The sequence below is a fragment of the Arthrobacter sunyaminii genome (assembly GCF_018866305.1).
In the GTDB taxonomy this organism is placed as follows: domain Bacteria; phylum Actinomycetota; class Actinomycetes; order Actinomycetales; family Micrococcaceae; genus Arthrobacter_B; species Arthrobacter_B sunyaminii.
Genome location: NZ_CP076456.1, coordinates 1,190,702 through 1,211,611, shown reverse-complemented (window position 1 = coordinate 1,211,611; position 20,910 = coordinate 1,190,702). Strand labels below are relative to the sequence as shown.

At 61.6% G+C, this 20,910-nt stretch carries 22 protein-coding genes and 1 pseudogene; 11 read left to right on the top strand and 12 right to left on the bottom strand.

What is annotated here, in order from left to right; genetic code table 11:
• The first annotated feature begins 133 nt into the window (after window positions 1-133).
• From KG104_RS05320 to nhaA, 4 genes are all read left to right on the top strand, one after another.
• Window positions 134-841, top strand: coding sequence for a hypothetical protein (locus KG104_RS05320; protein ID WP_207347494.1), 708 nt, complete (start codon window positions 134-136; stop codon window positions 839-841).
• 121 nt (window positions 842-962) lie between these two features.
• The gene (locus tag KG104_RS05315) at window positions 963-1,460 is read left to right on the top strand and encodes a DUF2505 domain-containing protein (protein WP_207347493.1); all 498 of its coding nucleotides are present in this window, start codon (window positions 963-965) and stop codon (window positions 1,458-1,460) included.
• 12 nt (window positions 1,461-1,472) lie between these two features.
• Complete coding sequence (locus KG104_RS05310; RefSeq protein WP_307858992.1) at window positions 1,473-1,706, top strand: SCO4848 family membrane protein; 234 nt, start codon at window positions 1,473-1,475, stop codon at window positions 1,704-1,706.
• An 84-nt stretch (window positions 1,707-1,790) separates the two neighbouring features.
• Window positions 1,791-3,179: a Na+/H+ antiporter NhaA gene (nhaA, locus tag KG104_RS05305; protein WP_207347492.1), complete on the top strand. Its 1,389-nt coding sequence runs from the start codon at window positions 1,791-1,793 to the stop codon at window positions 3,177-3,179.
• 19 nt (window positions 3,180-3,198) lie between these two features.
• Here nhaA and KG104_RS05300 read toward each other — a convergent pair whose 3' ends face one another.
• From KG104_RS05300 to KG104_RS05280, 5 genes are all read right to left on the bottom strand, one after another.
• Window positions 3,199-3,804, bottom strand: coding sequence for a hypothetical protein (locus KG104_RS05300; protein ID WP_207347491.1), 606 nt, complete (start codon window positions 3,802-3,804; stop codon window positions 3,199-3,201).
• Window positions 3,801-4,709 carry a hypothetical protein gene (locus tag KG104_RS05295; protein WP_207347490.1) on the bottom strand — a complete coding sequence of 303 codons (909 nt, stop codon included), beginning with the start codon at window positions 4,707-4,709 and terminating at the stop codon, window positions 3,801-3,803. Before KG104_RS05295 ends, KG104_RS05300 begins: the two co-directional genes overlap by 4 nt.
• Entirely contained in the window at window positions 4,709-5,482 is a 774-nt protein-coding gene (locus KG104_RS05290; protein WP_207347489.1) for a signal peptidase I, read from the bottom strand. The genes KG104_RS05295 and KG104_RS05290 overlap by 1 nt, the downstream gene beginning before the upstream one ends.
• 29 nt (window positions 5,483-5,511) lie before the next feature.
• The gene (locus KG104_RS05285; RefSeq protein WP_207347488.1) at window positions 5,512-6,054 is read right to left on the bottom strand and encodes a hypothetical protein; all 543 of its coding nucleotides are present in this window, start codon (window positions 6,052-6,054) and stop codon (window positions 5,512-5,514) included.
• 88 nt (window positions 6,055-6,142) lie between these two features.
• Window positions 6,143-6,703, bottom strand: a complete 561-nt coding sequence (locus KG104_RS05280) for an alternate-type signal peptide domain-containing protein (RefSeq protein WP_207347487.1) — start codon at window positions 6,701-6,703, stop codon at window positions 6,143-6,145.
• 285 nt (window positions 6,704-6,988) lie between these two features.
• Here KG104_RS05280 and KG104_RS05275 point away from each other — a divergent pair, with 285 nt between their 5' ends.
• From KG104_RS05275 to KG104_RS05260, 4 genes are all read left to right on the top strand, one after another.
• Window positions 6,989-7,564, top strand: coding sequence for an arsenate reductase/protein-tyrosine-phosphatase family protein (locus tag KG104_RS05275; protein ID WP_207347486.1), 576 nt, complete (start codon window positions 6,989-6,991; stop codon window positions 7,562-7,564).
• Between the two features lie 125 nt (window positions 7,565-7,689).
• Window positions 7,690-8,088: a VanZ family protein gene (locus tag KG104_RS05270; RefSeq protein ID WP_207347485.1), complete on the top strand. Its 399-nt coding sequence runs from the start codon at window positions 7,690-7,692 to the stop codon at window positions 8,086-8,088.
• A gap of 241 nt (window positions 8,089-8,329) precedes the next feature.
• Window positions 8,330-8,692, top strand: a complete 363-nt coding sequence (locus KG104_RS05265; RefSeq protein ID WP_181032369.1) for a hypothetical protein — start codon at window positions 8,330-8,332, stop codon at window positions 8,690-8,692.
• A gap of 85 nt (window positions 8,693-8,777) precedes the next feature.
• Window positions 8,778-10,469 carry a sensor histidine kinase gene (locus KG104_RS05260; RefSeq protein WP_207347484.1) on the top strand — a complete coding sequence of 564 codons (1,692 nt, stop codon included), beginning with the start codon at window positions 8,778-8,780 and terminating at the stop codon, window positions 10,467-10,469.
• A gap of 24 nt (window positions 10,470-10,493) precedes the next feature.
• On the opposite strand, the gene KG104_RS05255 is transcribed toward KG104_RS05260, so the two are convergent.
• Window positions 10,494-11,225, bottom strand: coding sequence for an MBL fold metallo-hydrolase (locus KG104_RS05255; RefSeq protein ID WP_207347483.1), 732 nt, complete (start codon window positions 11,223-11,225; stop codon window positions 10,494-10,496).
• Between the two features lie 94 nt (window positions 11,226-11,319).
• On the opposite strand from KG104_RS05255, the gene KG104_RS05250 reads away from it, so the two are divergent.
• Window positions 11,320-11,850 (top strand): TetR/AcrR family transcriptional regulator, encoded by a 531-nt coding sequence (locus tag KG104_RS05250; RefSeq protein WP_207347482.1) that lies wholly within the window; start codon window positions 11,320-11,322, stop codon window positions 11,848-11,850.
• A 76-nt stretch (window positions 11,851-11,926) separates the two neighbouring features.
• On the opposite strand, the gene KG104_RS05245 is transcribed toward KG104_RS05250, so the two are convergent.
• Complete coding sequence (locus tag KG104_RS05245) at window positions 11,927-12,775, bottom strand: response regulator transcription factor (protein ID WP_207347481.1); 849 nt, start codon at window positions 12,773-12,775, stop codon at window positions 11,927-11,929.
• Between the two features lie 118 nt (window positions 12,776-12,893).
• Between KG104_RS05245 and KG104_RS05240 the strand changes: the two genes are divergently transcribed.
• Window positions 12,894-13,775, top strand: a complete 882-nt coding sequence (locus KG104_RS05240; protein ID WP_207347480.1) for a hypothetical protein — start codon at window positions 12,894-12,896, stop codon at window positions 13,773-13,775.
• Window positions 13,776-13,869: 94 nt separating this feature from the next.
• Window positions 13,870-14,586 (top strand): annotated as a pseudogene (locus KG104_RS05235) (sensor histidine kinase).
• A 513-nt stretch (window positions 14,587-15,099) separates the two neighbouring features.
• Here the strand turns inward: KG104_RS05235 and KG104_RS05225 are convergent.
• From KG104_RS05225 to KG104_RS05205, 5 genes are all read right to left on the bottom strand, one after another.
• Window positions 15,100-16,185 carry a glycosyltransferase family 4 protein gene (locus KG104_RS05225; RefSeq protein WP_273545218.1) on the bottom strand — a complete coding sequence of 362 codons (1,086 nt, stop codon included), beginning with the start codon at window positions 16,183-16,185 and terminating at the stop codon, window positions 15,100-15,102.
• Between the two features lie 13 nt (window positions 16,186-16,198).
• Entirely contained in the window at window positions 16,199-17,176 is a 978-nt protein-coding gene (locus tag KG104_RS05220; RefSeq protein ID WP_207347476.1) for a glycosyltransferase family 2 protein, read from the bottom strand.
• Between the two features lie 7 nt (window positions 17,177-17,183).
• On the bottom strand, window positions 17,184-18,155 hold the full coding sequence (locus tag KG104_RS05215) for a glycosyltransferase (protein ID WP_207347475.1): 972 nt from the start codon (window positions 18,153-18,155) through the stop codon (window positions 17,184-17,186).
• Complete coding sequence (locus KG104_RS05210; RefSeq protein ID WP_207347474.1) at window positions 18,155-18,799, bottom strand: glycosyltransferase family 4 protein; 645 nt, start codon at window positions 18,797-18,799, stop codon at window positions 18,155-18,157. Before KG104_RS05210 ends, KG104_RS05215 begins: the two co-directional genes overlap by 1 nt.
• A gap of 410 nt (window positions 18,800-19,209) precedes the next feature.
• Entirely contained in the window at window positions 19,210-20,520 is a 1,311-nt protein-coding gene (locus KG104_RS05205; protein ID WP_207347473.1) for an O-antigen ligase family protein, read from the bottom strand.
• Window positions 20,521-20,910 lie beyond the last annotated feature (390 nt).

The window sequence follows — 20,910 nt, the reverse complement described above, 5'->3', positions numbered from 1 at the left end:
CCCGGCCCGGAAGCCCCGAGCCGGGCAGCCGGGACCCCAATCCAGCCAGGTGTTCTGGATTTTCGTTCCGCCCACTGCCACGCTGGGATGGCACGGGCATACGCCAGATCCCTCCGCACGTAAGGATTGCCCCATGGCACGCAAAGCCCAGCTCCTTTTCGGCGCACTGCTCCTGTCCCTCTTCGCTCTGGCCGGCTGCAGCAATGCCGGCGAGGACTCGGAATCGCCGGCCACCGCCACGGAAACCACGCTGAGTTCGGAATCGGCGTCGGCCGCCGCGTGCGACAGCCAGTCCCCCGGCAGCGAAGCCCAGGCCAGCTGCGAGGCGCAGGGCGTCCCGGGCGTCACCGAGAGCCCGGACCGCTGCGGCACCACCACCCCCAGCCCCATTGCCAGCGGCATTATCCAGGGAACGTTCGGCTCCTACTGCGAGAACGCCATCGCCACCACGTACGACACGTCTGCGGTGCCGGACGGCGCGGACACCACCATCACCATCGATGAGACGGACGCGGCCACCACGCTGGAGATGATCGCCCGCGGCTTCGCGCCCAACACCGAGTTCAGTGCCACGCTGCATGAGAGGCTGTGCGGCGCGTCCCCCTCGGACGCCGGAGAGGAATACGACGACACCCGGAGCGAGGACTCCGACGATCTGGACCTGGACTTCACTACCGACACGGACGGCGGAGCCACTGCCAGCGTCACCGTGCCGTGGGTCCTGCCCGACGACGGCATTGGCCGCTCGCTGCTGATCACCCTCGACGACGACGAGACGCCGAGCCCGAGCGCGACCGACGATGATGACCGGGCCGTGGCCTGCGTGAGCCTGGAGCGGTAGCCGGAGCGACGGGCACGTTTCGGAGCTGAAGGCCCGCGCGGATTAGGATGATTCCGGGCCGGTTGTACTGTGCAAACGCGCACGGAGCGCCGGCAAACCGACATCCCTATCTGGAGGACCCATGGCTTTGAACGCCTCGACCACCCTGCCCTACGACGCCCGGACAGTCACCGACACGTTCACCAACGAGGACTTCCTGCGCAGCGTCAGCGAACACGTGGGCGGCTCCCTGGTCTCCGCCACCGTGGAGGGCGATACCGCCGGAGCGTTTGTCCTGACCGCCGTGCGCACCCTGCCCACGGACCGGCTGCCGGACATCGCCAAGAAGTTTGTCGGCGCCACGCTGACCGTCACCCAGAAGGAGCACTGGGCCGCACCGGGGCCCGACGGTTCCCGTGAAGCCTCCGTGGACCTCTCCGTGGGCGGCGTGCCGCTGAAGGTCAATGCCGTCCAGCGCCTGGTTCCGGTGGCCGAGGGCACCCGGGTGGACGTGGACGGCAAGGTCAGTTCCTCCATCCCGTTCCTGGGCGACAAGATCGCCAAGCAGGCCGAGCCGATGATCGGCAAGGCACTGACCATCCAGGCCGGCCAGGCCGGCACGTGGATCGAAAGCCGCTAGGGCCGGGCACCCGTGGATAACAGCATTTCCCTGCCCACCGCACTGGCGGTCATCCTCATCATTGCCGGGCTGTGGTCCCTGATCGTCTGGCCGCCGTACCTGATCGAGGCGTACAAGAGCCCCAAGGCCCGCGACGAAAAGGGTGCGCCCACCCGGTACCTGACGGTGAACCTGATGAAGGTCACCACCTCCATGGTCTTCGGCCTGGTCACCATCATCGTGGGCTTCCGCGCCCTCATGGGCTGACAGCGGTGGGTTAACACCCCCGGTTGGTGCCAGAATGCGGAGACCCCGTCTTTTCTGACGGAGGATTCTCTGCTGAGGAGTTCCATGGCACCGGATTCACAGAACCACCCCGCCGGCCGCCCTGTGCCGCCCGCCCGTCCGGGCGGCACGGTGCTGGCCCGCTCCAGCTATCCGGAGTTCCTGCGCATCGCGGCGGTCCTGCGCAAGGAAACCGTGGGCGGCGTGCTGCTGCTGATCGCCACGGTGGCCGCACTGATCTGGGCCAACTCCCCGGCGTCGGACTCCTACTTTGCGCTCCGCGACTTCGAGTTCGGCTACGAACCGTGGCACCTGAAACTGAGCGTGGGCGCCTGGGCCGCGGACGGCCTGCTGGCCGTGTTCTTCTTCCTGGTGGGGCTGGAACTCAAGTACGAATTCGTGGCCGGCGACCTGCGACAGATCAGCAAGGCCATTGTGCCCGTGGCAGCCGCGGCGGGCGGCGTCATCGTTCCCGCCCTGATCTACGCCGGAATCAACTTTGCCACCGACTCCGGCGGGATGCGCGGCTGGGCGATTCCCACCGCCACCGACATTGCGTTTGCGCTGGCCGTGCTGGCCGTGATCAGCTCGCACCTGCCCTCGGCGCTGCGGATCTTCCTGCTCACCCTGGCCGTGGTGGATGACCTGATTGCCATCACCATCATTGCGTTCTTTTACTCCGAAGACGTGCACCTGCTCTATCTGCTGGTCATGCTGGCCCCGCTGGCGCTGTTCCTGTACCTGGCGCAGTCCAAGCGGCGGTTCTTCGGCACCCATCCGGCGGCCGCCTGGCTGGTCCTGCTGCCCATCGGAGTGGCCGTGTGGGCGCTGATGCACGCGTCCGGCGTACACGCCACAGTGGCCGGCGTGCTGCTGGGCTTCTGCATTCCGGTGCTGCGCCGCGGCCCCGACGGCACACCGGTGCAGCCGCAGCCGGGCAAGCCGGGGCTGGCGGAAATCTTCGAACACCGATTCCGTCCGGTTTCCACCGGTTTTGCTGTGCCGGTGTTTGCGTTCTTCTCCGCGGGCGTGGCGATCGGCGGTTTCAACGGTCTGGGCTCGGCACTGACCGACCCGGTGGCGCTCGGCATCCTGGCCGGCTTGGTGCTGGGCAAGCCGCTGGGCATCCTGACCACCACGTGGGTGGTCACCGCCGCCACCCGCGCCCGGCTGGATTCCAGCGTGAAATGGATCGACCTGCTCGGCATCGGCATCCTGGCCGGGATCGGCTTCACCGTGTCCCTGCTGGTTAACGACCTGAGCTTCGATCCGGGAACTGAGCACAACGACCACTCGAAGGTCGCCATCCTGGCGGCGTCGGTCACAGCCGCACTGCTGGCCTCAATCCTGCTGCGGATCCGCAACCGGCACTACCGGCTGGTGCAGGAAGAGGAGACGGCCGACGCGGACCAGGACGGCATTCCGGATGTTTACGACGACGACGGCGGGCGTTAGTGGTGGAAGCACAGCCTAGCTAACAGAAGTACGACGCCCGGAATCTCGCTTCTACAGCCCCCGCCGAGGGCGTGGGGCCAATAATTTTCGTTGAAGCGTTCAGCGCCTCTGGCAGCCGCTGAGGAAGCGGCTCTACGTATGCCGTGGCTACATCGACATATATCGTCTTGGAATCAATCGACGGCCCGATGAAGTCATCAAGGCCTGGCAGGTCCCTCAAAGCGAAAGAGCCAGTATTTTCGACTACGAAGCTCTTTTTAGCTTCTCGTCCCCTAGCTGAAACGGTAACGAGAATCTGGGCGCCGCTTGGGAGTAGAACCGGATCAACCTTCGTATAGTCGATGTAGACGATGCCCACGCTCGCGAACTGACGGCAGGTAGGTTTTCCCGTGATCGCTGGAAGCGCCTGGCGCTCGGTGGTCACGAGCTGCGTCACGGTGTTCCGCTGGCCCCAGTAGGCGTAGGCAACGGTACTACCTATTCCCAGCACCACGGTCAGTACAAAAGCAACTGACGCCGTACGAAATCCGGGCTGGGACCGGAGGCGCCCAAACCACCCCAGACGCTTCTCCGGCACGGGCTGGCTTTCGTCCCCCGGCACAGCCCCCAACTGTTCCCTGCTCATGCTGACCTATTCCGTAAACGAAGAACTACTGCGGCGCAGAAAGCCACCGACATACCTATCAGGAGCGTACCCGAGAGTGACCGGATGATTGGTTCCACGGTGCTCTGGAAGCCCGCCGGGGTAATGCCGGCCGGAGGCTGCTGCTCGGCTGGGACAACAGCCTGGGGCGCACGTGCTTCAGCTTGGCGTTCCGGCAGGGCAGCCGGAAAAACACTGTTGGGTCCTGCCGTCTCCCCGGCATCGGATATCCCGGGCAATGTCACCGGCTCTGCGGAAGACCCAGCTGTCAACCTCGGTCCAGGGCTGCCAGGAGCTGCACCGAATTCAGCGGGCTCACCTGGACCAAACAGTGCATCACAGGCCCGGCGGGGCGCAGCGTCTGTGGATTCCAGGAGGAAAATCATATCGACGTCTGCCGAACGGTTCATCGTCTCATTCGGCGCATCAATGGAAAGGTCCACCACCAGACTCAACGCGTGTTCCTCCCCGGAGCCTAGGTCCCAGATCTCCGGGACATCGGTACAGCTGCCCTGCGGCCCCAGGACAGAGCGACCCGGGAGGCCGGAAGTAAGTCCCGCTGTCAGGCCGAGCTGGCCGTTCAGCTGAGGATCGGACCGGACCATCACAGCAGCAGCGGACAGCCGGGCCGGCTCCCCGCTGCCGTTGCGGATCCACAGGGTAGATCCGGTAGCTGCACCGGGAACATAGTGGAATGCTTCGCTGAAGATCGGTGCGGCTATCGACGGTGCGTACGTCGTTCCGTCGAGACTGAATTCGAGATAGTCATCGGCCGCGAAAGCGCCGGGCGCTCCGGCCAGGGATACGGCTGCGGCAACAGCTCCGACGGCGGACGCGCCGATTAATCGCCGGCACCATCCCGCCGTGGATGCTGTAGACCGATTCATCAGACGGTGGCGCGCTTTCGGGTTTGGACGCGGTGGCGGCCTGAGGTGTTGTCGTCACGGGAGTGGTCATGGTCGCAGCCGTCGCAGTCCGTCAGGATGGGATCGCTGAACTCGAGGATGTCCGAGCCGCTGCCGGCCGAGGAGCCGAAGCTCGGGAAGATGGTGCCGTCATCGCCGCCGGCGCCGGGGGCCTGCCCGGTCGGACCTTCCGAGGAGGCGTCGTCGTCGTTGCGCTTCTTAGCCAGGGCACCGCGGACCAGAGCAACCACTCCGTATCCCATCAGCGCGAAGGCTGCCCACTGGGCGATGGCACCGCGGTCGGAGTTGCCCAGACCGTTGGCAATGAAGCCGACAAACGGGACCGCATAGAAGAGCTTTCCCTTGACCTGGATTTCCCGCACCGGCAGTTCGTCTTCAACGTCGTTGTTGTCGCCCTTGGTGGTGAACACCATTTCTCCGCTCTGCTCCGCGCTAATGGCGGTGATGCGGTGGGTGATGACGGCCGGAGAACCGGATTCAATCTGGTAGGTGATGACGTCGCCAATGCGCAGTTCCTCGAAGGGAATGGGCTTGACCACTAGGAAGGTTCCTGGTGCGTACTTCGGGGCCATGGAGCTGGTGAGGACGCTATAGGTCTGTGAGCCGGTGAGCATCGGAACGACAACCAGAGCGAGGGCGGCCAGGGCTGCGAGGCAAAGCGCGATGTAGCTGACGCCGGTGGCGATGAAGCTCAGGGGGCTGGCTTTGACTTCCGCTTTCCTGCGACCGCTCATGGTTTTTCCTATCTCGTCTCTAGTTTGAATCAATTGGAAGCGACCTGCGTCACGTCGAGTGTTGCCGAGGGTCCAATTACGGGAACGCCGAGCATCTGATTCGTGGTTCCGTCTTTTAGCGCCGTACGGAAGCAGAAGGTCTGCTTCACCATCGTTTTCTGGGGCAGCGTGGCTGCCGAAGCCTTGTACATGGCGGCAACTGCCGGGCAGGTTCCGTTGGTGTTGCTGAGGGCAACGCCAACAACCAGCGGCGCGGCAACCGGGTTCACCGTCAGGGTTGTGATGCTCCTAAAAGGAGAATCCCGAGTGACGTTCACAGCGCTGGCGACGCTGACCGGTGTGATCAATTCCCTCGAAGCCATACTCAGTTTGGCTGCCGGTAACTGTAACTCCTGGCCCGGTGACAGCAGCGTGTCTTTGACCGTCACTTTGAAGTCCGCTGCTTGGATGGTGCCGGCGTTGGACGGCACTGCTGCGTTCCATAGTGCGTAGCTTCCCTGGACTGTCATCAGCCCGAGCACCACGGCGGCAAGGATCAGGCCGGTCGCTTTCAGTGCTCGAAGACTCTTCACGGAATGCATCTCCAGGGGGAACAGGCTGTGCGCGGAGCGTGTGCACCGCGCACAGCCAGGGGTTAGAACAAGGTGGCGTTAGCCGGTGTTACTTGCCGGGCGTGGCTGAGGCGGTCGGCGTCGGCAGAACCTGCTGGTCCAGCTTGTAGGAGACGGCCGCGAAGTCAGCCACTGCATTGACATTGGCCCGCAGATCAGTGTCCTGCTTGAACGTGAACTTTGCCGATGCGGTGACCGTTCCCGAGTTGGCCGGCTTGAGGATGGCGTCCTTCAGATCCTTGCCTGCGGAGTCCCTGACAACAACGTTCTCGATGCTCACGTTCTGCAGAGCAAATTCGCTCTTGGGAAGGTTCTGGATGGAGAGCTTGGCCTGCATCAGGTCACCCGTGAGCTTGACGTTCATCTCCTGGCTGTAAGTGAGGACATCGCCCGGAACGACCTTGTAATCTTCGATGCCATTGTTGGGGACCAGGTCCACCACAGTGCCGTAGGCGTTCTTCCACACACCGGGCTGGGTCGTCAGTTCCAGGTCACCAGCTTGGATCTGGCCGGCATTGGCTGCCTGCGTCTGGTTCCAGACGGCGAGGGTTCCGCCGCCGCCGAGGAGGAGTGCTGCGCCTACGCCGATTGCCAGTGCGCCTTTAGCCATCTTGTTCATTGTGTTCCCCTTGTTCGTTGTGCTTGAGACTGCTTCGGCCTAGGAAGGTTTTCCTTGCCGCTGGGTATTACTTTGCCGCCCCGTCCTCAAGAAACAGCGCGTCCTTCCCGCAGGGTTGATGCAACGTTTGGCCAAAGCTCAAGGCCCGCACAAGGTAACCTCAACAACAGCGCAATGAACCGTGGATTTGTCCGCAAACGCCCGTTTTAGCGCTCCAAAGCATCCGCAGTACACGCAATAGCAACCATAAAGACGCGCAATTCGAAGCCCGAGGACATGAGCATTAACACCCCGTTCCGCATCCTGACCGTCTGCACCGGCAACATCTGCCGCTCCCCCATGGCCGAGCGCCTGCTCCAGGCCGGCTTCGACGCCATGGTCCCCGGCGAGTTCACCGTCACCAGCGCCGGCACCGGCGCCCTGGTGGGTTCGGGCATCGAACCGCACGTGGCCGGTTTCGTGAACGTCTTCGGCGGGGACTCCACCAACTTCACTTCCCGCCAGCTCAGCGCCGACATCCTCGCCGGCCAGGATCTTGTGCTCGCTCTGAGCCGGGCGCACCGCAGCAAAATCGTGGAACTCGCCCCGGGGCTACTGCGCCGCACCTTTACCCTGCGCGAGCTGGCACGGCTCCTGCCGCACATTGACGGACAGGCCGACGTCGGCGCCTCCGAACGCTGGACCGCCGCCCTGGGCCGTGCGCTGCGTCTGCGCACGGCCAACCCGGGCGGGCCGGAGGAGGACGACGTCGTGGACCCGTACCGCCGCAGCGAGGAAACCTACCAGCAGATGGTCCACGAACTCACCCCCGCCGTGAACGCCCTGCTGGCCTGGGAACGCCGGTACCGGTGACGGACACCGGACCTGCCCGGCAGCCGCCGCCCCCGCCACCCGGAGCTCAAACACCCCAGAGGCCGCCAACGCCCGCGACCCCGAAACCCGCGTCCCGGCGGGTCCGGCAGCGGCGGACGCTGGCCGTGCTTTTCCTCCTCTATATAGGGGTGCTGGCGCTGGTGGTGTTTTGGCCCTCCCCCGTGGATGAGGGTTCCGCCGGCACGCTCAAGGTGATCCTGCGCAAACTGCACGGCGCCGGCGTGCCCGGCTGGATTAACTACGGCTTTGTGGAAACCATCGCCAACGTGGTGATGTTCATTCCCTTCGGCGTGATCGGCGCCGCCTGGCTGGACAGAGACCGCACCTGGCTGGCCGCCGCCGTCGGCATTGCCGCCTCCTGCACCATCGAGGCGGCGCAGGCCCTGCTGCTGCCCAACCGCTACGCGACGATTTATGACGTCACCGCCAACTCACTGGGCGCGGCCCTGGGCTGTATTGCGGTGTACGCCTGGCGCTCCCGCACCCGTCCGCCGCTACCCTAAATGCGGCCATAAAGGAACGGCACCCGGCGCCGGCGGTTGCCCCGCCCGGGAATCTTTCCCCGATCTTGCGCCTTCGCGGGGGACGTTCCTGAGCTAAGGCTGGCATTGTCATATAGATCAAGCAGCCTTATCAATCACCCAGACCCGCCGCACACCACAGCGGCCCCCAGAGCGGAGGAACACCCATGGCTCCGAGAGCATCGGATTCGTCCTCCCCCTCGCCGCCGGCAGGAGTCTGTTCATGATGACCACCGCCGAGCACGCCCCGGATCTGCTGCACCGCGAGCAGCTGCTGGATCTCGCCGACCAGCTCGGCCCGGCGTCCTGCCGCGAGTTTGTCGGCAACTACGTGGCCATGTGGGAAGGCCGCTTTGACCGGCTGCGTACGGCCGTCATCGCCGCGGACGACGCCGCCGCCATGGACGTGGTGCTGAGCATCAAAATCGCCAGCGAAATGGCCGGCGCCCAGCGTCTGGCAGCTCTGGCCCGCTGCGCCCAGGAGCGTCTGAAGCAGGTCGGGGCGGCGGATCTGGCTTCCATGCTGGGCGTCATCGCCGTCTGCGGCCAGGAAACCATGCCCTGCCTGCTCGCGTCTCTGGACTAAGCCCACGCCGCGGGCGAAACCCCACGTCGGAGCCGGGTACGCTGGAAGCCAAGCAGTTCGCTTACCAGGGGGAGAGTTCATCACCATGTCACGGCTCTCCGCACGCATGCTCTCCGCCTTGAGCTCCAACCGCGATTTCCACGAGATGACGCTGTCCCAGCGGGTCCGGATCAGCCACGCCCCGCTGGTCATCACCGTCGTCCTGCTCTGCATCATCTTCGCCACGCTGCTGCCGGACATCCTGACCCGGCCGCTGTTCCAGACCGGGCTGGCGCTGCTCGTGGCAACCACGGTGCTCACCGCCGTCGTTCCCTGGGACCGGCTCTGGTATCCCTTCTACTGGATCCTGCCGATCCTGGACTTTATCGCCATCGGCTACCTGTACGCCGGCAGCCTGGGTTTGGCCATTGGCATCTACCTGCTGGCCATCTTTCCCGTTTTTTGGCTGTCCTGGTCCCGCGTTTCGACCCTCGGCGCCCGCATCCTGAGTTTCCTCGGCCCGCTGGCCATCGTCTGGAATCCGGTGTTTGCCTCCGAAGAACCCATCACCGGGCAGCGGCTCGCCGCACCCATCCTCGGGCCGCTGGTCACCCTGGCCGTGGCGGTTACCGTCACCGTGATGCGCAAGGACATGGCCGCCCAGCAGGCTGCACTGCAGGCCAAGGACCAGCAGCTGGAAAATGCCCTGAACCTGAGCACCGAGCGCTCCGAGCTCCTGGACGTTGTGCTGAACGCTATCGACGTCGGCGTACTGGTGGTCAAGGCCAACGGCACCGCCGTGCACAAGAACAACTCCATGGAAGCCCTGGACGGCCGGATCCGGCCTGACGGCATGAAGCACACCCAGGAACCGGACCTGCTGTTTTTCGGACTCGACCGCACCACCGCCCTGCCCGCCGACCAGCGGCCCGTGGCCCGCGCCATTAGGGGCGAATCCTTCGAGGACGTGCTTTTGTACGCCGGTCCGCCGGAGGACCAGCTGGCCCTGTCCTGTTCCGCGCGCGTCCTGCGCAACGAGCAGGGATTCAACGGCGCCGTCATCGCCTTCCACAACATCACCCCGCTGGTTGACGCGCTGCGGGCAAAGGACGACTTCGTCTCCAGCGTCTCCCATGAGCTGCGCACTCCCCTGACCTCCATCATGGGCTACCTGGACTTGGCCCAGGAGGAGGCAGAGGACACGGGGCTGACCGGCGCCATTCCGCACGCCGTCTCCGTGGCCCAGCGCAACAGCGAGCGGCTGCTGCGCCTGGTCTCGGACCTGCTCGCCACTGCGTCGGGCAGCGTGTCGGTGGATCCCCGGCCGGTGCCGGTGGCCGAGCTGATCTCCACCTGCCTGCGCGCGGCCGCCCCGCGGGCCGCCGCCGCCGGAGTGGAGCTGGCCGCCAGCTGCGCACCCGCTTTGGCGGTGCAGGCGGACCCGGTGCGGCTGGCCCAGGTGCTGGACAACCTGCTCTCCAACGCCATCAAATACTCGCCTGACGGCGGCACCGTGACGGTGAGTGCCTGGGCCGACGATACCTGCACCTGCCTGGAGGTCCGGGACACCGGCATGGGCATGAGCGAGGAGGACCAGAAGGAGCTGTTCACCAAGTTCTTCCGCACCGGCGCCGTCCGCCAGGCGGGCATCCCCGGCGCCGGGCTCGGCCTGGCCATCTCCAAGAACATTGTGGAGGCCCACGGCGGCACTATTACCCTGGTCAGCCGCCCCGGCGTGGGATCCGCGTTCACGGTGTCCCTGCCCCATTCCTCGTCGCTGGCCGTCAGCGCGCCGTAGAACGCTTCGGTTTTGCCTTTAGGCCTAGTCCTTGGAAGCCTGAGCGTCAGCGGCCGCCCGCACTGTGTCCTGTACCGCGGCCGGGTTTCCGCGCCAAGGAGCGCCGTGCCCGGGGAGCACCCAGGCAGCATTAATGCCGTTCAGCCGGCCGAGGGAGTCCAGCGCCTGCGACGGTTCGTCGGTGAAGGGCGAGGGCTGCAGGCCGATGGTTCCGGTGAGCACGCTGCGGGTGGTGAGAGCATCACCCACAAACACGGCATTAGCTGCGGGCACGTGCACGGCGATGCTGCCGGGCGAGTGGCCCGGCATTGAGATGACTCTCGGGGCGCCGGGCAGCGGGAGCGTTTCGCCGTCGGCCACCTCGGTCACCTCGGTGAGATAGCTGGTGCGCAAGGCGCGCTTGCCCAGGGAGTACAGCAGGAACCCGGCCACGGGGCGCAGCCGTGAGCGGCCCATGCTGAGTTTGGGCTTCTTTCCGCCGCGCGCCCGCTCGGCGTCGGCGGCGTGCACGTAGACGGGGACCCCGTGCTCGCGCCTCAGCCGCTCTGCGAAGCCGAGGTGGTCGCTGTCTCCGTGGGTCAGCACCACGCCGCGGATGTCCGCCAGGCTGCGGCCCATGGCGTCCAGCTCCGCCAGCAGTTCCTTCCAGTGTCCGGGCAGCCCGGCGTCGATGACGGTGATGCCGTCGTTGGTTTCCACGAGGTAGGCGGCCACAATGTCATTGCCGATGCGGTGCAGGTGCGGGCCGAGTTTCATGGGAGAACCCCTTCAGGAATCTGGATGTGATAGGAATAGCTACGGTACTTAGCCATCATGGCTAATGTCAATAGCCTTGAGAACGGAGTACATGATGCCGACGCCTGAGCGCACAACACTGGCGGAGATTGTGGCCGCGGGAGGGCAGATCCTCGAGAGTGAGGGACTCTCCCGCGTCACCATGCAGGCCGTGGCGCAGCGGGTAGGCGTGCGTGCGCCGTCGCTCTACAAGCGGGTGCGGGACCGCAGCGCGCTGATCGATCTGGTGGCGGATGCCGCCGTTGAGGAGCTGGTGCGGCGGCTCGCGGCCACGGACGGAACGCTGCCGGCCATGGCGCGCGCCTACCGGGCCTTTGCGCAGCAGCGGCCGGAGGGATTCCGGCTGCTGCTCTCCGCCGCGGGTGATCCGTCGACTCCGCAGCGGGTGAGCGCCCCGCTGCTGAGCGCCGCCGAGGAGCTGGTGGGGTCCGCGCAGGCACTGGACGCCGCGCGCCTTGTCACTGCCTGGGTCACCGGATTCATCAGCATGGAGCTCGCCGGCGCGTTCCGCCTGGAGGGAGACTTGGAGAGGGCCTTTGATTATGGCCTGGAACGCCTAATGGCGGCATTGTCACCGACCGGGTAGCGTCCCGCGAACGCATTGTTGCAGGGTCAGTCGGGCACGAGTCCGGTTCCGCGCCGGTGCAGGCCCCGGGCGTCCGCTAGCGGGACGGGGCCAGCCGGTAGCCGACGCCGCGGACCGTTTCCAGCCAGCGCGGCGAGCGGGAGTCGTCGCCGAGCTTGCGGCGGACGTTGCCCACGTGGACTTCGACGGTGCGTTCGTCGGCTTCGCTGATGAACCCGCCGGCGTCGTATTCATCCCCGCGCAGCCGGCGCACCAGGTCAGTCTTGGTGCGGACCCTCCGCCCGCTTTCCAGCACGGCGTGCAGCAGTTCAAACTCGGTGCGGGTCAGGTCCACAGGCTTGCCGTCTATTTCGGTGGTGCGGGTGCAAAAGTCCAGGCTCAGGCCGTTGTGCCGGAAGCGTCCTTCTTCTGTTGCCTCGGCGTCTGCGGTCTGTGTGCCGGTCGGTGTCACGCCGGCCGACGGCGATGCCGCCGCGGGTGCCGATGCTTCCGGTACGTGATCGGCGGCAGCCTGGTCCGACGCCGTGCCTTCGGCGGCGTGGCTGTCCTCGCTGGCGCGGGGGCGGCGCAGCATGGCGGAGATGCGGGCGCGCAGTTCACGCGGACGGAAGGGTTTGGTGATGTAGTCGTCGGCGCCGGCTTCCAGACCCATGAGGGTGTCGAGTTCCTCGGCACGGGCGGTGAGCATCACGATGTAGGCGTCGGAGAACAGGCGCAGCTGGCGGATGACTTCAAAGCCATCAATGTCCGGCAGACCCAGGTCCAGGGTGACCACCGTGGGATTGTGCGTGCGGACAGCTTCCACGCCCTCGGTGCCGTTGGGAGCGGTGAAAACCTTGAAACCCGACTGCTGCAATACCGCATTTAATAGGTCGCGGATATCTTTGTCGTCCTCAATGATGACTGCAACGCGCTGTGTTTCCATATGTGGTGATTTTCCGTCCTGCGAGACCTTCTGATAACCCGCTCCCCTTACTCGAGATACTACAGGCTCCCCCTATAATCGCAGCTATAGCTGTCAAGGATCAGGGGTTCGCTTTTATATGTCCAGTTTCGAGCGCCGGGCCCTGACCCTATTGGGAATCCGCACTCATTTCCATGAATTCTCGCTTCGGCTGAAGGTGGCCATCACCCAGCTTCCGCTGGTGATCTCGGTGTTTATTGCACTGCCCCTGGTGGCGGCGGGGAGTCCGGAAACGTTCGGGGAACCAGCGTTCCGCCTCGGCCTGGGGCTGCTGGCCGTGGCCACTGCCGCCTCCCTTGCCATTCCCTGGGATCGGCTCTTTGTGCCGGCGTACTGGCTGATCCCGCTGCTGGATTTTGGCGTGATCTGCCTGTTGTACACGGGTGGCCGGGACTCCGTGACCGGCCTAAGCCTGCTGTGCGTGCTGCCGGTCTTCTGGCTGGCGTGGTCCGGTGCCGCGCCCTGGCTGGCCGGGCTGCTGAGCTTTGCCGGGACCGTTCTGGTGGTGTGGACGCCGTTGATAATTGCCGGCCAGACCGAGCTGCGGGACCTGGCCGCCCCCATGCTGATTCCCTTCATCATGCTGGCGATCTTCGGCACCGTGGCCATTGTGGAGCGGGACACCGTGGAGCAGCAGAAGCAGCTCCGTGCCGCCAAGGTGGAACTGCAGGAGAGCCTGCTGGAGAGCCGGCGCAGTTCCGCGCTGCTCAGCGCCGTGCTGGACACCGTGGATGTGGGCGTCCTCGCGCTGGACCGGCACGGCGAAATCATCCTGATGAACAACCCGCAGGTGATCAACCACGAGCTCACGCTGCCGGTGGGGACCACCAGCTTTGTGGAGGAGACGCTGGAGATTTTCGGTCTGGACCGGAGGCGCAGCTGCCACCGCACGCCCGTCCGGCCCAGCGCGCCATGCGGGGTGATTCCTTCTCCGACTACGTGGTGTGGGTGGGTTCCGTGAGCGCCAGCGCGCCCTGGCCGTGGCCGCCCGCCCGGTGACCGACGACGACGGCGCCTTCAACGGCTCGGTGCTCGCCCTCTCCGATGTCACGGACATGGTCAATGCGCTGCAGAGCAAGGATGACTTTGTAGCCAACGTGTCCCACGAGCTGCGCACTCCCTTGACCTCCATCCTCGGGTATCTGGACCTGGCCTTGGAGGAGGCCGAGGACCGGAACATGGCCGGCCCCATCCCGTCCGCCCTCTTGGTGGTCCAGCGCAACGCCGAGCGGCTGCTCGCTCTGGTCTCCGATTTGCTGGCCACCGCTTCCGACTCCCTCCAGCTCATGCTGTCCGAGGAGAAGCTGGGCGAATTGATCGAGATTGCCTTGGACTCCGCCGGCCCGCGGGCCCGGGCGGCCGGGGTGGAGCTGCGCCGTGAACTGGCCGGGGATTTGATCCTGCAGGTGGACGCCGGGCGGATCCTCCAGGTGCTGGACAACCTGCTCTCCAACGCCATCAAGTACTCCCCCGACGGCGGCGTGGTGACCGTCCGTGCCTGGGCCAAGGAAGAGTCAGTGATCATGGAAGTGGCGGACACTGGCATGGGCATGAGCGTACTGGACTAGCTGGAGGTGTTCACCAAGTTCTTCCGCACCGGATCGGTCCGCAAGGCGGCCATTCCCGGCGTGGGCCTTGGCCTGGTCATCACCAAGTCCATTGTGGAGGCCCACGGCGGATTGATTTCTCTTGAGTCGGAGCTGGGAGTTGGGACTACGTTTCGAGTTGAGCTTCCGGGCACGGCCCTTAGGTCCCCTTTTGTCGGCGGTTGACGCCCCTGGATTCCATGCGACCGCTCGCAGCAATGTGCCCTGTCCCGGTGTCGGGTCCTTACCTCGGACACATCACCCCGTTGAACGCGTTATGGACGTTCCCGTGGCGGCCGCTGGTGCTCTGATAAAAGTGCCGCCGATATTGGGAGGAATTCGCTTGTAAGCGCATCATCTCCTCTTAGAGCACTTCCGCGAGTCCGCTCAGCGCCCGTGTGCCAACGGGAAACTGGGGCTTGCCGGCAGTTCACGCAGACTGCTCCGGACCACTATTGGTGGTGAAAAGAAATCAGAGTCCACCTTGTCAGCGCAACGCATGGTAACGACGACGCCAAGACTCGGTGGTGAACAACAACATGAGTGAAGTCAGCCACCAAACCTTCTGCTCTTTCTACCTCTGGAATCTCCCAGGCATATTGGTCTGGGTGGGTCGGGCCTGGCTACGCCAGTGTAACCAGCGTAGCCGCAACGGCGACCATCAATATTGGGCAGACACGCGCCAGCTACGCGCTACGTCTACGATGCCATTCCTCCGACACATCTTGTTAAAACACCTTCCAGAGTCTCGCCACTCGCATCTGCGGAAAAACGGGACAACCATCGACGAGCAACCAGCGGGTCGAGTTCTCGCGCACGAAGTATTCCATCCGCAAAGGCCTCTGGACTGTCATCAGCGACCAGCTCACCGGTGATGCCTGGCAGGACAGCATCCGCTACCCCTAGCGCACCGGAAAAGGCAACGCTTGGAATCCCAACTGCAGCTGCCTCTACCAAGACATTTCCGAACCCCTCCCGCTTCGAGGGCAGAAGAACGATGCTGCCAGGAGCCACATGGTCGAACCAGCGGTGAACCCAACCGCGCTGTTGGAGTTCAACTCCGTTGTCGGCGGCCAATTTGTTTAGCTCCTCAGACATAGGACCTCCACCAAACGCCACCACAGAGGCATCAATGCCTCTTTTGGTAAGAACCGCTGCCGTGAGGACAGCAAGGTGCGGCTGCTTCTGAATCACTTGGCGGCATGGAAGTATGATCTGGATTCCCATTTCCCCCTGCGGAAGCCGCATCTTCTGGTTAGTCAGTCCCACCTTATCTGCGGCTGGGTTTGCGACCACGGTGCATTTCTTCCCCGGAACCTGGAACCAGCTAACGAGCTCGCCCGCAACCGGATGAGAAACTGCCACAACATGATCTGCAAATCGGTACGTGAGGCGTGCCACTGCAACCTTCCTCCGGTGCGCCGGGGTGGCATCAGGCATACCAAGCGAAACAAGGTTGTGCTCACTCAGGATGACTTTTGGTCTCGAGCCCTTCATGCCAATAGAGGCCGCCTGAAGCAAAAGATTGGGATACATTTGTGCGCTCACTACAGCATGAAACCGGGCCGCTTCGAGAGTTCGTCGCAATTTAAATACCTTGAAGACATGATTATGTCTCTCGCCTATGAAGACTGCATTTACTTCTGGGTGAAGAAGACTCTTATCACCTTCGGCCGCCACGGAAATAAAAGTCACCGAATGACCGGATCCCGCCAAATAGTTAGCCCAGGTACGAGCCACAAATTCTGCACCCCCACCGTCAAGACTTCCAGCCAAGACACCCACCCGAAGTGGACCGTTATTTATCAATGTTCACACCTTTAATTCGTCTTGCCGTCAGATAAAAACTGGGAACGAGTGGACCCGCCAGCCGGACAATACTCGCGCGAACAAATGTCGCCTTGGAATACCGCCAGGTTGAAGTTAGGGCTGTGATCCGGAGGAGCGCTTTCGCCAACCTTATTCCCTTTACAACTGTTTCACGTGGGGCTCCATTGCGAGAGGGAGTGAAAGCAGCAGGAATAGCTACAAACCACACAGAAAAGTAGCGAACGAGATTTTTAGACACATTGTGGCGTTCGTGCATTGACTGAAATAACTCAAAACACAAAACAAGATTATCTAAGTTAGGATTTTTTGACTGCGTTATGGAACCACGTCTAAGCCGATGAACATATATCAAAAAATCGACCCCAGCTAGCGTGGGGCATTTATCAGCGACTCTAATGACGCCAGTAAAATCTGACTGCGACGTAAGCGGAGCGAATGGATCCTTTCCCAATATACTCCTGCGAAACAACTTATCCCACAAATAGCCATGGATCGCTCCATGCGCTAGGAACTCAAACATATCGCTCCCCCCATATAAGCGCCTACCTGGGGGAGGATTCAAACATCGTGTTTGTTTTCCTTCAACAATTTGTGCTCGTGCTACAACAACGTCCGCTCCTTGCCCCTTAGCCAACGCCTTCAGGGCCGTTTCCGCATTCCATTCGTCATCGCTGTCCACGAACCATACATACTCACCGGAGACATGACTAAGTGCGTAATTCCGCGCTCGAGCAACACCGACGGAAGCAGTGTTTCTTAGAATCTTCGTCCGATCCCATAGTGCAGCCAAGCCGTCAAGGTGATTCTGAGTACCATCAGATGAACCATCGTCTATTATGACGAGTTCCATTCGGCTCGACTTCATTGCCGCAATGTTGCGCCTGATTAAAGTTACATCATCTACAGAATTATGAAGCGTAAGAACTATGCTAAGGAGTACCCCCATTGCGATCCTACCGTTCCCCGGTCCCAATGGAGCTAGAAGTGCTGACCGCTAAGCTTGCTGCCTTGATCATTCCTTCAACCGAAATCTCCTCTGCTTCGCTACAAATTGCCAAGTGACGACCCTGGAGATAGTTCATGATCTGAAGTTGATGATCATCGACATGCTCGCCTCGACTCATACGCCGGGGCACCATGTACGGGGCCTTTCCTAGTTCCAGAATCCTCATGGCACTGCCCACGCCGGCATGCGTCACGACGACATCGGCCCATTGGACGTTGCTGTCAAACTGTTCACTCGTCAAACTTCGAAAAGACTCTCCGGGAAGGCCATGCCGATCAGTCTCGCCCAGCTGCCACACCACTGACGCTGAAGGAGGCAGAACTGCTAAAAGAGCATCAACCAAGGCATCAAATCTATACGGACGAATGGTACCTAAGGTCACGAAGACCTTCAGTTCCTTTATGGAAGGAGATGGAACAGCGGACGCCGCATACTCGTCAAGTACTGAGAACCGATACGGCCACTTTGACGACGCCCATGATTCGTGTTGAGTGACCGTTACGATGCCTGGGCACAACGACATTATCTTTCCAGTAAGTGACGGTCCATTGAAGCGCGAAACGCTTTCTATGTAAATTGCTTCCTTGCCACCAACTTTAGCTAGAGGAAGGACGGCAGCAGCCAAGGCGGCGCCAGTACTGATAGCGACATCATAGTCGGATCTTTTTAGAGCCCTGCCGATCGGACGGAGTGCACGAGTCAAGTTTCGGTAATCTCGCGGAGCGATGTAAGGCACGAACAAGACATTTTCATCAGCAAGGAGAGCTCGAGACTGCGCATTGTCGAACGTGATCCATAGCGGAGGCTGACTGAGTCCCAAGTTTGGTGCAATTCGATGCAGCTGAGCCAGGTGACCACCGGTCGATGCTGCCAGGACTGCACGCTTTCCTGCGCTCTCCTCAAGGAGTGGACTCTGCATTATTTAACCTTCCCAATGGACAACCAAGCCGTTTCAAGGCCGACCGATTGCGATCGTAGCGAATATTCTGTTTCAACCTTTTGCCTTGCCCGGTTAGCTGTCGTCTCTCGGGCTTCTGCATTCTCCATCAACCCCGTCAGCGCTTGAAGCAGGCCATCACTGTCCGCGGGGCGAACCAGCACCCCTGCTTCGTCACTCAATAGCTCCTTTATTTGCCCAACATCAGTGCTAATCACTGCACATCCCGCCGCCATCGATTCCAGCAGGAACATCGGAAGAGCTTCATGCCTCGAGGGAAGGACGGCTATTCTTGCAGTTCTCTGCAATTCAACTACATCTTTATGCGGGACGGTACCCAGAAATTCGACTGACTCATCAATCGGGTATGCGGACAAATCCATGACTATTGGACCAGCAATAATTAACTTCCAACCGGAGCGGCGCTGGCCTGCTATGTTATTCCATGCAGAAAGGAGCGTGTCAGCCCCCTTCCTCTCACCGACCTCGCCCGCAAAAACAACCGTATCGTTCCGGCGCTGAGTAAGTGGTGGGACTTCAACCATATTTCGTACCATCACGATCTCTGTTTTCTCAGCAGAATCAAGAAAACTGGACACAATCTGGCGCATCTCATCTGTAAGCACAAAGACAGAATCTGATGCTCTGCATATGAAGCTCGTCAGTTTCGGGTATCGACGCGAAAATACTGCAAATCTACTACCGTGCAAGTGTATTCCGGTGCGTCCTTTTAGCACGCGTGCCCACAACAGCAGCGATCCTTCACGGATGAAAGATCCACCAGCCGAAAGATGTACCACAACTATGAGATCACGGACGCAGCATCGGTAGCCCAGAAGTCGTAAAAGGGTCCAAACCCAACGCGCCGCTGACAAGGGGTCCCTTCTGCCTTTTGTTGAACAGAGGGCCTTTACCCTGACATTCTCAAAATCATAGGAGACATAACCGTTTACGACTTGCGCCATCCCTCCGGGAACGTCTCCGACTGGGCCCACATGAAGGACGAGCTGCTTATCATTCCTACTTTTTATGATCCTTACGCTCTTTTCTTTTTAGAACCGACTGTTAGTGGGCCAGCTAAGGGACCTGCACCTATAGTCCGCGCGCGATACATCTGCTGGGAAGACCCATTGAGCATGAGGAATACCAACCCGATGACTATATGCATCGACGGTTTGTCATCAAACGCATTGTAGCCGAGATAAGCGATGCAGAGAGCCACTAATGCACCGACAGCGGCTGCATCTCTGCTAGCCGTTCCTTTTATGAGCAGCATCCACAAAAGTGCTGCCATAAGGATAGCCCCAGGTATGCCCAGACTAACCAATACCTGAAGGGCAGAGTTCTCCAACGGCACCGGACTGCCAGCGTCCATGATGACTCGTGAAGAAGTTCCTCCACCTGTTCCCAGCCAATTACTTTGTCTTAGTGTTTGCATTGCCTGTTCGGTAACCTGCACACGCGCAGCACTCGACCTGGTCGCTTCTACAGACTCCCCACGGGCCTGAATGAGGGCCGATTGAAGCACCAGCGCTGCTGCTGCACCCGCTGCGCCGAGCGTCAACACTATCCTGCTTCGCTTCGTCCGATCCACGGCGGTGAGCATCATCAAGACACCAATAAGTACTCCGATTCCACCCGCAAGAAGCCCGCCACGTGACGCAGTGGCCACTAATCCAGCCAGAATGAGGCCGGCAGAGACCGCTAAAGTTGGCGTCCATCGCTGCGCGCCCAGAGTAACTGCCAAAGAGAGTGCAATCGCCAGAAAGGTGGAAAGTGCTAGAGGGTGACCGAATGACCCTTCGGCCCGGTACACAGACCAATGCTGAGTGGATTCCTGACCGAACAGGGCATTTAACGGGCCATAAATAAAGTTGCTCTGTAACGCGCCTTCAATTGATGCATACGCGCCAAAGACCACCCCAAGATAGATCCATGTCTTCTTGAGTATTTCTGCCTCACGTACGGGCTGGTTCGCCATGAGGCCTGGACCAATACCAACGATTGCACTGAAAACCCACGAAAGTGAGTTCAAACGGTAGTCAGATAGAAATACCGAAACTCCACACCACCCAAGAAACAGCACCGTCGCGACAGTCAGGACAGCGGATCGCGTGGCGTTTGAGTAAAGGCCCACCTGATCTATGGGAGCAGTAAACCTCCGACGCACCAGCCATATCAGGAACAATAGTCCAAGCGCAGGGAAGGAAGCGAGAGGACCAGCTGAAATAGCTCCTAGAGGTAGGAGAGCGTATACAGCTAAAATCATTGATGGCAATATATGTACCGGTATGAGCATGGCCACCAAAAGAACGACCCAGGCGCCAAAAAGCCCTATTACTGCCATACTGCACCTGTTTCCTGACTACGTAGCAATCCGACTAAGGACCCCAAGCCTAGCTGAGGCTGATGTACCAGTCTTTCCGAACATCCATCCGCCATGCACTCCCGGACATGAGGGACTCGCTTTCCGCTCTTCGAACGGGCTCGAAGAGTACGCCACGCGCATTAAGCAAAACGGAACCGGTATACTTCGTCTACATTTCGTTGCGCGTTTGGTCACCATGCTTTGGCCCGTCCGTTGCTCGCTAGCGATGACAGCCGGCCTCCAATGCGCCGCTCGAAGAGTAGTTATGGGATGCATGCTAGAGTCCACGGTGATCTATAGCATGTTTTTTTTCGTATTTAAGAATACAGGACACCCGTGGAACGTAATGAACTAAATGACGGCGAGCTT